15 protein-coding genes are annotated in these 13862 nt (G+C 35.3%); 4 read left to right on the forward strand and 11 right to left on the reverse strand.

The features are described 5' to 3' along the window. Window positions 1–8 precede the first annotated feature (8 nt). Entirely contained in the window at window positions 9–743 is a 735-nt protein-coding gene (locus HYG87_RS07410; protein ID WP_211532554.1) for a 6-hydroxymethylpterin diphosphokinase MptE-like protein, read from the reverse strand. Between the two features lie 320 nt (window positions 744–1063). Between HYG87_RS07410 and HYG87_RS07415 the strand changes: the two genes are divergently transcribed. After that, a complete protein-coding gene (locus HYG87_RS07415; protein WP_211532555.1) occupies window positions 1064–2218 on the forward strand; it encodes a pyridoxal-phosphate-dependent aminotransferase family protein in 1155 nt (384 codons plus the stop codon). A gap of 42 nt (window positions 2219–2260) precedes the next feature. Here HYG87_RS07415 and HYG87_RS07420 read toward each other — a convergent pair whose 3' ends face one another. Continuing rightward, window positions 2261–3871 (reverse strand): thiamine pyrophosphate-binding protein, encoded by a 1611-nt coding sequence (locus HYG87_RS07420; RefSeq protein ID WP_211532556.1) that lies wholly within the window; start codon window positions 3869–3871, stop codon window positions 2261–2263. 250 nt (window positions 3872–4121) lie between these two features. On the opposite strand from HYG87_RS07420, the gene acs reads away from it, so the two are divergent. Then, window positions 4122–6074 (forward strand): acetate--CoA ligase, encoded by a 1953-nt coding sequence (acs, locus tag HYG87_RS07425; RefSeq protein ID WP_211532557.1) that lies wholly within the window; start codon window positions 4122–4124, stop codon window positions 6072–6074. 31 nt (window positions 6075–6105) lie between these two features. Here acs and HYG87_RS07430 read toward each other — a convergent pair whose 3' ends face one another. Then, the gene (locus tag HYG87_RS07430) at window positions 6106–6564 is read right to left on the reverse strand and encodes a dCTP deaminase (RefSeq protein ID WP_211534255.1); all 459 of its coding nucleotides are present in this window, start codon (window positions 6562–6564) and stop codon (window positions 6106–6108) included. Between the two features lie 178 nt (window positions 6565–6742). Further along, the gene (locus HYG87_RS07435) at window positions 6743–7255 is read right to left on the reverse strand and encodes a type 1 glutamine amidotransferase domain-containing protein (protein ID WP_211532558.1); all 513 of its coding nucleotides are present in this window, start codon (window positions 7253–7255) and stop codon (window positions 6743–6745) included. 100 nt (window positions 7256–7355) lie between these two features. Here HYG87_RS07435 and dmpI point away from each other — a divergent pair, with 100 nt between their 5' ends. Further along, entirely contained in the window at window positions 7356–7544 is a 189-nt protein-coding gene (gene dmpI, locus HYG87_RS07440) for a 4-oxalocrotonate tautomerase DmpI (protein ID WP_211532559.1), read from the forward strand. A 22-nt stretch (window positions 7545–7566) separates the two neighbouring features. Here dmpI and HYG87_RS07445 read toward each other — a convergent pair whose 3' ends face one another. Then, entirely contained in the window at window positions 7567–9879 is a 2313-nt protein-coding gene (locus HYG87_RS07445; protein ID WP_211532560.1) for a PAS domain S-box protein, read from the reverse strand. A gap of 168 nt (window positions 9880–10047) precedes the next feature. On the opposite strand from HYG87_RS07445, the gene HYG87_RS07450 reads away from it, so the two are divergent. Continuing rightward, window positions 10048–10749 carry a class I SAM-dependent methyltransferase gene (locus tag HYG87_RS07450; RefSeq protein ID WP_249164828.1) on the forward strand — a complete coding sequence of 234 codons (702 nt, stop codon included), beginning with the start codon at window positions 10048–10050 and terminating at the stop codon, window positions 10747–10749. 94 nt (window positions 10750–10843) lie between these two features. Here the strand turns inward: HYG87_RS07450 and ftsY are convergent, their stop codons facing one another. The 6 genes from ftsY to HYG87_RS07480 are packed head-to-tail and all read right to left on the reverse strand — an operon-like array spanning window position 10844 to window position 13846. Next, window positions 10844–12085, reverse strand: a complete 1242-nt coding sequence (gene ftsY, locus HYG87_RS07455) for a signal recognition particle-docking protein FtsY (protein ID WP_211532561.1) — start codon at window positions 12083–12085, stop codon at window positions 10844–10846. Next, a complete protein-coding gene (pfdA, locus tag HYG87_RS07460; protein WP_211532562.1) occupies window positions 12086–12511 on the reverse strand; it encodes a prefoldin subunit alpha in 426 nt (141 codons plus the stop codon). Window positions 12512–12515: 4 nt separating this feature from the next. Beyond that, entirely contained in the window at window positions 12516–12746 is a 231-nt protein-coding gene (gene rpl18a / locus HYG87_RS07465) for a 50S ribosomal protein L18Ae (protein WP_211532563.1), read from the reverse strand. After that, window positions 12743–13417, reverse strand: a complete 675-nt coding sequence (locus HYG87_RS07470; protein ID WP_211532564.1) for a translation initiation factor IF-6 — start codon at window positions 13415–13417, stop codon at window positions 12743–12745. The genes rpl18a and HYG87_RS07470 overlap by 4 nt, the downstream gene beginning before the upstream one ends. Before the next feature lie 16 nt (window positions 13418–13433). Then, window positions 13434–13679 carry a 50S ribosomal protein L31e gene (locus tag HYG87_RS07475; protein ID WP_211532565.1) on the reverse strand — a complete coding sequence of 82 codons (246 nt, stop codon included), beginning with the start codon at window positions 13677–13679 and terminating at the stop codon, window positions 13434–13436. An 11-nt stretch (window positions 13680–13690) separates the two neighbouring features. Then, on the reverse strand, window positions 13691–13846 hold the full coding sequence (locus HYG87_RS07480) for a 50S ribosomal protein L39e (protein ID WP_211532566.1): 156 nt from the start codon (window positions 13844–13846) through the stop codon (window positions 13691–13693). Window positions 13847–13862 lie beyond the last annotated feature (16 nt).

A 13862-nucleotide genomic window follows, 5' to 3' on the forward strand; every position in this document is an offset into this window, starting at 1 on the left:
GCAATACATTACTTTAATTCTAAAAACTTTTCTAAATTTGAATGCTTCAAATTACATACTTCAACTTTCTCGTTTTTTATTATCCATTGAATTAATTTTTCAGCATATTCCAATTTTAATTCTTTAATAGGTCCCGCGGGTCCTACTTCAGAATCTATTTCTGGCCGGGAATATTTGCTAACTACCTTCCCAAAGTCCATTCCTGCTAAAATTAATTTTTTAGCCCCTAATTGCACTGCTAAAAAAACTGCCCGATCTCCATCAGTAAATCCTCCAAAATTATGAACATATTTCAAAGGAACACTTTGGGTGGTTCCTATAACTTTTTTTAAGGAACCGGAATATTTTAAAATATTTTCCAGATTATTTCCATGGGCATGTACCACCATAAATGCATTTTTATTATTTGCAATTATTAAATCATCTATATTGCCATCTAAATCAGTTACAATTATATGGGGAACCATATCTTCTTCTAAAAGGGCAGTAGTAGCTCCATCAGCAGCAACCAGAATAAAATCCGTGGAGTAAACCTTTTTTATAGATTTAACATGTTTTTTAAGGGAGGGACCTGCTCCAAATACAATGAAATTTTCACCTGAAGGCAATTCGGAAAGCGAAAGTGCCTTTCCTTTACTTAATATTTCATTTAAACGCCGGGCGGTTTTTTCATCATCTTCTTTGTTGAATCCAAATTTTTTTAGAATTTCCTCATACCAGCCCATCCACACTTCAAGTTCCATGTAATTAAATTAAATAGATATCCTAAATAAATTTATCATAATCTCCAGACCACACATATTCCATAAATCATTTAATGAATCCGGACCAGGTATTTTAAAAGGGCTAAAAAAATGAGTTAAACTGCTTACTACTTCCTTTTTCTTTAGAAAAAAATTTCAAAATACTTGCACCGAATATTAATTTTATGATTTAATTGATTAAGAATAAATCTTTTTATAATCCAAGTTATAAATGGTAGATTAAAATTTAATAATTCTTTGAAACTAAAAATAATCTAAGATCAAAATCCTAATTATGATCTGGTTGGAGGTTTGTTAAAATGAATGAAACATTACTAATGATTCCCGGACCCACCCGGGTAGCACCCCGAGTATTGAAGGCCATGTCTGAGAATATAGTAAACCATAGAAGTGCTCTTTTTGGTAAAATTCTAACTGAAACTACACAGATGATGTCTGATGTATTTAGAACCAGCAATAAATCTTATTTAATCACAGGTTCTGGTACTGCAGCCATGGAAGCGGCTATGGCCAATATTATTCAACCTGGTGATAAAATATTAAGTGTGGTTGGAGGTAAATTCGGTCAGAGGTTCATGCAAATTGTGGATGCTTTTGGTGGTGAACCTGAATCCATCGAAGTGGAATGGGGAGAAGCAGTAAACCCGCAGGAGATAAAAAACTATTTAGATAATAATCCGGACATAAAAGCGGTTACTGTGGTCCATAACGAAACTTCAACTGGTGTTGCAAACCCCATAAAAGAAATAGGAAAAATTATGCAGGATTATGATGCATTATATGTGGTGGATACAGTTTCTTCTTTAGGGGGAGATGAAGTTGACGTGGATGGATATGGAATTGATATCTGTGTCACCGGATCTCAAAAATGTTTAGCTGCACCTCCGGGTATGGCAGCCATTACCTTAAGTGACGATGCCTGGGAAATAGTAGATCAGATTGAGCCCCAGAGCTACTACTTAAATCTGAAAAAGTACAGAAAAAGTGGGAATGCAGAACCTCCTGAAACACCTTATACTCCTTCTGTATCTTTAATGTATGCTATGCACGAAGCACTAAATGTTATAATGGAAGAAGGTTTAAATCAGAGAGTAAAAAGACATCAATTAGCTGCTAAAGCAACAAGAAATGCAATAAAAGCCTTAAATTTGGAATTATTCCCTAAAGAAGAAGTATCTTCCACTACTGTTACGGCCATCAATATTCCAGAAGGGGTCACTGATGCCGAGCTACGGGGTACCATGCGTAATAAGTACCATGTGGAACTGGCTGGAGGTCAGGATCACCTTAAAGGCAATGTCTTCCGGATTGGTCACATGGGCAATATAACTCATAGGGAACTAATAACTACCATATCTGCTTTAGAAATGACATTAAGAGAATTAGGATTTGAAATTGAAATGGGTGAGGGTGTAGCTTCTGTTGCAGATGTTTATCTCCCAGAAAACCTCTGAATTTCTTTTTTAAACCTTTTTTAAATTTAATTATTTTTTTTCTTATTCCCGCATTTGTGAGGGTAAGGGAATATTTTCCTGGGGATCAACTATAATCTCAACTAAATAGGGCTTATTTGATTTTATGGCTTTATCAACTGCATTAAATACGTCATCTGAAGATTCTACTCTAACCGAATCTATTCCATAAGATTTACCTAACATAACAAAGTTCGGGTTTTCCAGTGCCACCTGAAATGCACCCTGATAGAAGGTATCCTGCCACTGGCGAATTATTCCCAGGCAGTGATTATTAAGGACACATATCACCACCGGTATGTTTTCCTGTTTGATGGTGGCCAGTTCCTGCAGGGTCATTTGAAAACCACCATCTCCGGTAATAACTACTGTATGTGATTGTGGACAGGCCAGAAAACAGCCTATGCTGGCAGGCAATCCATAACCCATAGGACCAAATGAACCAGAAAATATAAGTGAACCGGGTTTTTTAACTTTTTTTAGAAGAGTAACCCAGGTGGTATGGGAACCAGCATCATTTACAATGGTAGAATCACCTGACGCTTTTAAAATTTGTTTAATAGCTTCCTGTGGCTTCAAAGGCCCTTTTTGTATTTTATGTTTTGGTTTTAAATACAAAGAATCAGGGAATTTTTTTCTAATTTCACTTAACCAGGTAGAGCTATCTGGAAAATCTAAGGATTTAAACTTATGCAGGACGTTTTTAACATTACTCTGAATATTTATATGGCCTTTTAATACTTCTGAATCAATATTGACATGTATTATTTTAGCATCTCCTATCCCCACCAGGGTACGTTCTGATAAGCGGCAGCCCAGGGCAATTATCACATCAGAATTTACCCCGGCATAATTTGCCCGGCCTGTTCCGCGGGTCCCTATCATGCCTAAAGATAAGGGATCATATTCACTTAAAACACCTCTTGCAGGATAAGTGGTTGCTACGGGTATTTTATTATTATTAATAAATCTTCTGAAGTCTTTCACCGAATGAGACCATATAATGCCTGATCCTGCAATCACTAAAGGTTTTTTACAATTTTCAATAGCATTAACTGCCTGGGAGAAATCATTAAATTCGTTTTCAGAGTAATATTTTACATTTTCTGCTAGTAAACTGTAATCTAGTTCCTCTTCCAGAACATCTTTAGGGATATTTATATGCACCGGACCGGTGGGGCCATATTTGAGCATTTTAAGTACTAATTTAAGCTTTAAAATTGCATCTGGAGCATTTTCAGCATAAAAACTTTCCAGGGTGATATTTTGGAATATATTGCACAATTCCACATCCTGAAATCCACCTTCACCTTTAAGATAGGTGGGTACATCTCCAGTAATAACCAGCATAGGCACTGCATCTTTGTAGGCAGTAGCAACTCCCATTACCAGGTTTAAAGCTCCGGGACCTGCTGTAGCAACACAAACTCCGATTTTACCTGATGAACGGGCATACCCATCTGCAGCATGAGCCGCCGCCTGTTCGTGCCTTACCAGGATATGCTTTATTGTGGAAACACGAAGAGCATCATATAAAGGCAGGACCTGTTCACCTGGGTGACCGAATATATATTCCACCTGTTTTTCCTGGAGTAGTTTTACAATTGCAGAACTACATTTGATAGGATGGTCCATTTTTTCATTAATTATAAAACCCTCTTAAAATTTATACCACTAATTCAATGACTATGCTATTTATTCTGGTGGATTAAAAATTTTTGCAAAACTAAAACTTCTAAAATCAAATTTCTTAAAATAAACACTGATAAAAAATCCATGTTAATTCCCTCCCTTTAATTAAAAATAGAAAATTATTCAAATATCCCCTTACAAAATATGAATCAGCTAAATTATTATTTAAGTAAATAATAAAGGCGGGGATTTAATGGGGAAAAATTTAGATGCATTGCTTAAAGAAGAACGTATTTTCAAGCCAGATGAAGAATTAGTATCCAACAGCAATATCAAGCAATGGATGGATATGCATGGCATTAAAAATTACGATGAACTTTTAGAAAAATCAGCTGCTAATCCAGAATGGTTCTGGGATGAGATGGCCAGGGACCTGGTTTGGTTTGAAGATTATAATGAGGTTTTAGAATGGAAAGCCCCCCATGCTAGCTGGTTTTTAGATGGAAAATTTAATATTGCCTATAATGCTCTGGATAGACATATTAAATCAGGTAGAAAAAATAAACTGGCCTACATCTGGGAGAGTGAGAAAGGGGAAGTACGTAAATTTACTTATTTTGAATTGTATCGTGAAGTTAATCGCCTGGCAAACGCTCTTAAAAAAATGGGGATTAAAAAGGGCGATAGGGTTAGTATATACTTACCCATGATTCCAGAACTGCCTATAGCAATGCTGGCATGTGCCCGTATTGGTGCAGTGCATAGTGTGGTTTTTTCTGGCTTTTGGGCTAAAGCATTTCAGGAAAGAGCTAAGGATGCTCAGTCAAAGGTAGCCATAACAGCGGACGGATTTTACAGGAGAGGTAAACTTTTAAAATTAAAGGATACTTTAGATGAAGTAATGGAACATATACCTTCTCTAGAAAAAGTGGTGGTGGTAAAAAACACCCACTGCGATCTGGATATGAAGAAAGGAAGAGATGTATATTGGGAAGAAGTCATCCAAAATGAAAGTATGGAATGCTCCTGTGAAGAAATGGATTCAGAAGACCCCTTATTTATTCTTTATACTTCTGGTACTACTGGAAAACCCAAAGGAGTCCTTCATACTCATGGAGGATATGCGGTGGGAGCCTCTACCACACTTAAATTTGTATTTGACATCAAAGATCAGGATATCTGGTGGTGTGCAGCAGATATAGGATGGATCACTGGTCATAGTTACATTGTATATGCCCCTTTAATACTGGGTGCCACTTCGGTGATGTTTGAGGGAACACCGGATTATCCTGATCCAGGAAGGTTCTGGGAAATTATTGAAAAATATGGGGTAAGTATTTTTTATACAGCTCCCACTACCATTCGCCTGTTCATGAAATATGGGGAAAAATGGCCCCAAAAATATAACATGAACACTTTAAGGATTTTAGGTTCTGTAGGAGAACCCATTAATCCTGAAGCATGGATGTGGTACCACCAGCACATAGGAAATAGAAAATGTCCTATTATGGATACCTGGTGGCAAACTGAAACAGGTATGCATCTAATAACTCCCTTACCTATAACTCCTTTAAAACCAGGGTCAGCAGTTAAACCTTTTCCCACCATTAAAGCAGAAATAAAAGACGATGAAGGAAATACTTTAACTAAAGGGGGCGGACATTTAGTTATTAAAAATCCCTGGCCGGCTATGTTTCGGACACTTTTTGGAGAACCAGAAAGATATGTGGAATCTTACTGGAGTAAATTCCCTGATACTTATTTAAGTGGTGATGTGGCCCGCCTTGATCAGGATGGTTATTACTGGATTCAGGGAAGAGAAGACGATGTTTTAAATGTGGCAGGACATAGAATAAGTACTGCTGAGGTTGAATCTGCTCTGGTTAGTCATCCTTCTGTGGTTGAATCTGCGGTGGTTGGAAAACCAGACCTGCTTAAAGGTGAAGAAATTTCTGCTTTTGTGGTGCTTGGTGAAGAATACCAGGCTGACCCGCAATTAAAAAATGAACTTAGAGACCATGTTAGAAAAGAGATAGGGCCTATAGCAAGTCCATCATATATTGGTTTTGTGGATGACCTTCCTAAAACCCGTTCAGGAAAAATTATGCGCAGGGTTATTAAAGCAAAGGTTAAATCAGAGGATGTGGGTGATACAAGTACCCTGGCCAATCCAGAATCAGTTGATGCACTGGATAGGGCCATTTAATTTTTATTTTTCCTTAACGGATTAATAAAAATTATAATTCTGATTCCTGGTAAGAGCCATTATATTCTCCAGATCCTCTTACTTCAAATACCACTCCCTGAGCAATACGCTCCCCCTGCTTTAGCTGATAATCAAATTCACCATAGTTATATAGCATGAATTGCAAGGTTCCATAAAATCCAGGGTCACCTACAGCAGTATGTACTGATATGAAGGACCTTAAAAGGGTAGATCGAGGGAGATAAAGCATAGAAAAACCCTTTGGAATCTTAATTTTCCGATCAATAGTGGCCAGATAGGCGGTTTTTGGCTTCAGAATATAAATAGGGGGTTCTAATTTTTTCAGTTCTGGTAAATTTTTTTCATTATCTATTAAAGATCCAGGGCTTTTTTGAAGGTATATTTCATCCAAGGGAAGATCTATTCCTGAAGGCTGCACATGTTCTTTGAAATTAGGAAATAGTTTAATAAGTTCTTTTTCGCCAATTATACGTATTCCTCCGTTACTACTATGATTTAATTATCTGTAATCGCAGATAGCTATGATTTTACATTTGTGAGACTATAGGGTTAATTTTTAACAATTATCCGCATATGTATTTTACATTTAACAATTAACTAAAATTGATTCAAGCTGTTTTATAAAGACACTGGACAGTTTGATTTGGTTAAGGGGTTTTAAGTTTTTTAAGTGTGGCTTTTATAAATTCAGGGATATCACCCGGATATCTACTGGATATGATGTTAGCATCTTCTACAACTTCCTGGTCAAGATATTCTGCACCTGCATTTATTATATCCTGTTTTATTGATTTCCATCCGGTTATCTTACGGTCTTTTAGAACTTTTGCTGTTATCAAAAGCTGTGGGGCATGGCAGATAGCAAATACCGGCTTACCACTTTCTACAAATTCCCGGGTAAATTTTACTACATTTTCATTTACTCGCAAAATATCTGGAGAGAAACCACCTGGTATCAGAAGTGCATCAAAATCTTCAACATGGGTTTGTTCTATATCCTGGTCAATAAGAACTGATGTATCTTTTTTTCCTTTAACCATAGTACCTTTATTAATACCAATATGAACCAGATCATGCCCTTTATTTTTAAAAGCAGATGCAGGCTTGATGTACTCAACGTCTTCAAATAAATTATCAATTAAAACTGCAATTACACTCATTAAAACCACCATTTTAATATATATTAGAATTGTGTTAAGTAAATTTATATGATAATATTAATAAATTATAGTAAAATAATTAAAAATGAAGGGTGATAAAATGCCGGTTATTCATATTGATAGTAATAAATTATCTCGAAAACAAAAAAGAGAACTTGTAAAAGTTATAACTAAGGTTTCAAGTGAAATAATGAAACTTCCTGAGAATGCCATAACCATTATTATCCGGGAAGTAGAAGCAGAAGATGTTGGCTTGGGGGGCCAGCTGCTTTGTGACAGAGATCTTTAAGTATCTCACTAATTTTTTAGAATCAAACCCTTTTTTGATAAACCAATTCTTTAAAAATAATTTTAAATTCAGTTCCACTATTTTGATCCATGTAAATTTTACCATTAATCTGATTTACCAGGTTAATAACCAGACGCATACCCAGGGTCTTTGTATTTCTAAAATATATATCTTCAGGAAAACCTATTCCATTATCACGGATTATGAGAACATAATCTTCTTTTTCTTGGTACAATTCAATTGTTATTAAACCCTTTCTTTTAGAGGGGAAGGCATGTTTTAAGGAGTTGGTCACCAGTTCATTGATTATTATTCCGCAGGGAATACCGGTTTCGATATTTAAATTTAGTTTTTCCAGAATAAAATTTAATTTTATACTTTCTGGATTAGAGATATAAGTATAAAATAAATAATAAACCAGATCTCTTATATATTCTGCAAAATCAATTCTAGCCAGGTCTTTGGAACGATAAAGTTTTTCATGGATTAGTGCCAGTGACTTAACCCGATTTTGACTTTCAATAAATAATTCACGGTCTTTATCATCTTTTAAGTGGGGATTTTGAAGATTTAATAAGCTAATTATAATTTGCATATTATTTTTTACCCGATGATGTATCTCACTAAGCAGCAATTCTTTTTCTTCTAAAGCAGATATCATTTTTTCTTCATATTCTTTCTGATAACTGATGTCAGTTACCATAGCAAAGGAACCATTAAAATTATTTTCATCATCAAGTAACGCAGTAGCTGAAACAATACTCCATAAAGTACTACCATCTTTTTTTCGGAACTTTCTTTGATACCTATCAGAGAAACCCTTTAATCTATTTTCCATTAAACTATCATGGTCTTCCAGTTCATCTTTAAACATAAAACTGGTCACGTTCCTGCCTATCATTTCTTCCGCCTTGTAACCTAACATATCTGCCATTTGTGGATTAACAAAGGTAGTCACGAAATTTTTATCCATGGACCATATTCCTTCATGGGCGGTTTCTACGAAATTCCGGTACTTTTTTTCACTTTCTTCCAGGGCCATTTGAGTTTTTCTGGATTCAGTTATGTCTTTGAAAAAAACCGCGGCTTTATTCTTGCCAGTATGAACCACATTAATATCAAATATCCCTATAATGTCTCTTTCTTCATATTCAAAACGTTCTTCCTGGTATTCTCCACCTTCAAGAGCTATGTTATAATATATTTCTGGCAACCGGGTACCAGTTAATCCCGGGAAAGCATCTTGTATAGGAAGATGGAGGAGGGGTTGGTGGTCAATTTTTAATATTTGGTCTGCAGCATTATTATATCCGATAAATATTAAATCCTCATTTATTATTTCGTAACTATGAGCACCAAAGGGAGCAGAATCTATTATTTTTTTAAGCCTTTTTTCATTATTTTTTAATTCATTAAAAAAATCATATCTCTCTTTTTTAATCTTCTGAGACTCTAAATAGAATGAAATGTCTCCTGCCAGTTCATTTAATAGTTCTAATTCTTCGGAATCAAATGCATCAACTTCATCTGAATAAATATTCAATGATCCTATTACAGCATCATCAACAAAAAGAGGCAGGGCTGCTGAGGAGTTATATCCTCTTTTAACTGCTCTTTCTCTCCAGGGTATAAAATCAGGGTCTTCAGGTATGTTACGGGATAAAAATATTTTTGAATTTCTTATAGATTTTCCAATAGGGCTTTGTCCATATTTATTGTCCCCCCAGCTAACCTTTAAAGAATCAAGGTATCCTTCATTAAAACCGTACTGGGCTATGGGTTTTACGGATTTAAATTCATCATAATTAGCCATACCTACCCAGGCCAGCTTATAGCCTCCTTCATCAACGATTAAATGGCATAATTTATTTAGAAGAATATCCTGATTACTGATACGTACAATGGCCTGATTACAATCACTTATCATCCGCAATGCCCGGTTAACCTTCTTCAATTTCTTGTCCAGCTGGTGTTTGTAAATTGCAGATTCTAATGCAAAGCGCAATTCCTGATCATCCAGTGGTTTTATGAGGTAACCATAAGGTTCGGTGTACTTTGCTTTTTCCATTACTTTGTCTTCAGAATGAGCAGTTAAATAAATAATGGGAATATCAAACTGGTTTTTTATCTGTTTTGAAGTTTCTATACCATCCATATCTCCTCTTAAAACAATATCCATTAAAATAATGTCTGGATGTAATTCTCGGGTTAATTTCAGGGCTTCTTTTCCACTATGGGCTATGCCCGTAATCTGGTATCCCCAGTATTCTAGCTTTTTTTTAATATCAATTGCTGTAATAGCTTCATCCTCTACAATCAGGACGTGGTGGGCCATAGAAATTCAGATATATAGATATTTATAAAATTCTTAAGAAAACTACATTTCTTAATATGTATTTTTTTTAATGAGTCCTAACATAATATTTTTTCTATTTAAAAAAATATTAGAGTAGTAAAATTATAATTTAAATATCTTTTAAGACCTTAATTCAATGTGATTTCAATGCAATCTTCTGAAAATTCCCTGGAAAAAATTAAAAAACATTTTGATGACGAAGCTGAGGAATATGATAAGCTCATATTAACTCTAATTCCCCATTACCATGAAATGATTGATGCTTTAATATTATCCATTCCCTTTGCCCCTGAATATGATATTAAAGTTCTGGATCTGGGATGCGGTACGGGAAATATTTCTAAAAAGGTGAAAGAAAGATTTCCCCAGGCCCATATAACCTGTGTTGATATGGCAGAAAAAATGATTCACATGGCTAAAAATAAACTTTCAAAATATTCTGATATTTCGTATGTATTATCTGACTTCCAGAACTTAAAAATTGAAGAGGAATACCAAGTTATTATTTCTTCACTGGCCCTGCATCACCTGGAAAATAACCAGGCTAAAATTGATTTTTATAAGGTTATATATCAATCTCTGGTAAGAGGAGGAGCTTTTTATAATGCCGATGTGGTTTTAGGATCTACAGATTATTTGCAGAATCTTTATCTGGAAAAATGGAAAGAATTCATGGCTAAAAATTATTCTGAAGAAGAAATCGAAAATAAATGGTTACCTGTGTATCGTCAGGAAGATAAACCGGTGGAAATGAGGTGCCATATAGAATGGCTTAAAGAATGTGGATTTAAAAAGGTAGATGTGCTATGGAAATATTATAATTATGGGGTCTTCGGTGGATTAAAATAAGGTAAGAAAAGAATTTTTAAGAGAATGTAAATTTCCTGCCCTCTCTAAAATTTTATGATTAATTAAGGAATTTAGAAAAAATAATTAAAAATAGCTAAATTAATTGATCAACCATCCAGTCTGGTCTGAATTCAATTAAATCATCATAAGATTGACCGGTACCTAAAAATAAAATTGGCTTTTGTATCACATAACCAATAGACAGTGCCGCACCACCTTTAGCATCGGCTTCGGCTTTGGTTAGAATTATACCATCCAGATTTACGGTATCATTGAACTTCATGGCCTGTGCTACTGCATCATTACCGGTAAGGGAATCTCCCACAAATATTATTAAATCTGGTCGGGACACCCTTTTTATTTTAGCCATTTCATCCATCAGATTAATATTAGTTTGCATTCTCCCTGCAGTATCAATCAGCACTAAATCTTTTTTCTGGGCTTTAGCATGTGAAACTGCATCGAAAGCTACTGCTGCTGGATCAGCACCTTTCTTGTGCTTAATTATTTTAATCCCAATGGTTTCAGCGTGATGGGTAATTTGTTCTATGGCCCCTGCACGGAATGTATCCGAAGCAGCAATTACCGGAGTGTATCCTTTCTTAATAAAATAAGTAGATACCTTGGCAATGGTAGTGGTTTTGCCGGTACCATTAATTCCCACAAACATAATGATTAATGGTTCCCCCTGAGCTTTCTTTTTATTAATAAGATGCTCAATGTTTATACTTTCCACATCTAAAATAGTAGAAATAGCATTTTTCAGGGCCTGGCGGGTATAATCTTCAACATCACTACTTCTTTTTATTTTTTTACCCACTAAATCATTTTTAACAGAGCTAATTATTGTTTCTGCAACTTCTAAAGCTACATCACTCTCTAATAAAGACATTTCAAGTTCCCACAAAATGTCTTCCACATCTTTTTCAGATAAGGTCTTTTCTCGAATAAAGGAAAAAATGCTGGATTTATCGCCATCCAACTCTTCTTCTTCAATAGATTTATCCTGAGTGGTGGGTTTTACAGATTCAACTTCTTTTTCATCTTTCTGAATAGATTCTTTTGATTTAAAACGTGAAAAGAAAGATTTAGATTCGGATTTTACTTCTTTTTCCTTTTCTGAAGGTGGGAGTTTAGATTTTTCTTCTGCTTCAACTTCTTTCAAGTCATCTTCTACAGAAGAAATTTTTTCAATCTTATTTTCCCTACTTAAAGTTGCCGATTGTTCTGAAGGTTTATCTTCATTTTTTAAGCCTTCTGATTCTGCTTCCCTGGAAACTTTATCAGTAAGCTTACCTACCGTGCTATTGAACTTTTTTTTAAGAGCATTGAACAATTACTGTTCACTTCCCCTTACTTTTTGCATAAGTTCCTCAGCTTGAGGAGATAATGTAGCAATAACTTCAGAAATCTTTTGCAGGTTTTCCACCATTTGATTCATAGCTTTGCTTAAGTCCTCTTTTTGGGTGGTAATGGTTTGTGAAGCGTCTTCAAATTTCTTTTTTATAGCTACACCTGCACCCACACTCATAACTATCTCATCAGTGTTTTTTAATTCTGCACTAACAAAAGAACCAGCACCGACCGGGACCAGAGCTTCCAATTCTTCCCCATCTTTAATACTTTTTAAAGTATTCTCTAAAATTTCTAGCTCATTAAGAGATGCTTTAACTGATTCAATCTGCTGCTGCAAAAATTCAGCCTGACTCTGGTACATATTTAGTTCATTTGCAATTTCCTCTAAACGCTGCTGGTCTTCCATAAAATCACCCGTTGGACATAGCTTTAATCATAGGATCCTGCGCTTCTTCTAGAGAAATTTCTTCTATTTCTTCGATTTGGATTTGTTCTCTGCTAATATGGTGCTTACTTCCAAATTCAGAATAAATCTTTTCGTAAATGTCTTCTTCTTTTATGGCTTTAAGTTCCTTGGTGAAATGTTTTAATTTTTCTCCCATCAAAAACTTGCCTTGAATCTTAAATATCTTTGTTTTCATAAATATCCCTCAAGAAAGCCAAATGCTTCTTCAATTCTTGCCATTTCAGGACCAGTAGTATTTTCACTTACTATTACTCCATTTGAGTTGGCAATAGAACACGCCCCTACCAAACTCACTCCCTTATTAACGGTTCCCACATCAGCAGGAACTTTTAGAACTTCTTCTACTAATTTTAAATCTTCAGGAGATGTATGGGGATGTAATAATGCGCCTTTATTAGTTGCTGTAGCCACAGATCCTACAATGTCGAATCCTGCTATTGTGGCTCTTTGAGCATCAACCTCTAGAAACGTATTAATCAATTCTAATGATTTATCAGATAGAAGAGGACTAACCAGGGCACCGTTATCATTTACTATCATAATATTTCCTAAGGCGGTGTACTTATCTGGAATTTTTTCCACTTCAATCCCTGCATTTCTCAGTGCCATTATTTCTCTATCCATGGTATATGGAGAAACCAGGAAACCCTGAGAATTGCCTGCAGTGAGTGCGCCTGCAAGGCTGCTTCCACCAATGGAAGTTTGAAGAACTTCTATTTCCAATGCTTCTTTTATGGTATTGAGCACTACATCGGAAATATGCAGGGGTACCAGAGCAACTTCATCAGTCACTGATAAATAAACTCCTAGATTGGGGTTTCCATTGAGATTGATTCTCTTAATCATGCTTCACCGATTTAAGTTATTCAACCAGGGTCACTTCAACAATGCCGTCTTCTTCTTTAGTTGCTTTAACTTTAATTTTTGGGGGAACTTTTTGAATTCCTCTTTCCCATATTTTTTCATTTACAGAAGCATCTATTTTTACTTCTTCAGCTTTCATATGCTTCTGTATGAATTCTTTAACTAAACGTACTGCTTTAGGACTTCTAATGGTCCGGGGAACGTTTTTAACTTTTCTAAGCGGTATAATGTAAACTCTTTCCATATGAACCTCTCCTATACCTTTAAACTATTCCTTCTCCAGTGCCTCATTTTAGGATGAGTTCGCACTTTACGGTTAGTCTTAAGCATGGTCCACATAGGAACCTTTCTATTTTGTTTATTTGCTTTAGCAAGTCTTAATTTTTTAGCTAATGGTTTATTTCTACTCATTTTTTTTCCACCAGTA

Origin of the sequence: Methanobacterium alkalithermotolerans (assembly GCF_018141185.1) — an archaeon.
In the GTDB taxonomy this organism is placed as follows: domain Archaea; phylum Methanobacteriota; class Methanobacteria; order Methanobacteriales; family Methanobacteriaceae; genus Methanobacterium_F; species Methanobacterium_F alkalithermotolerans.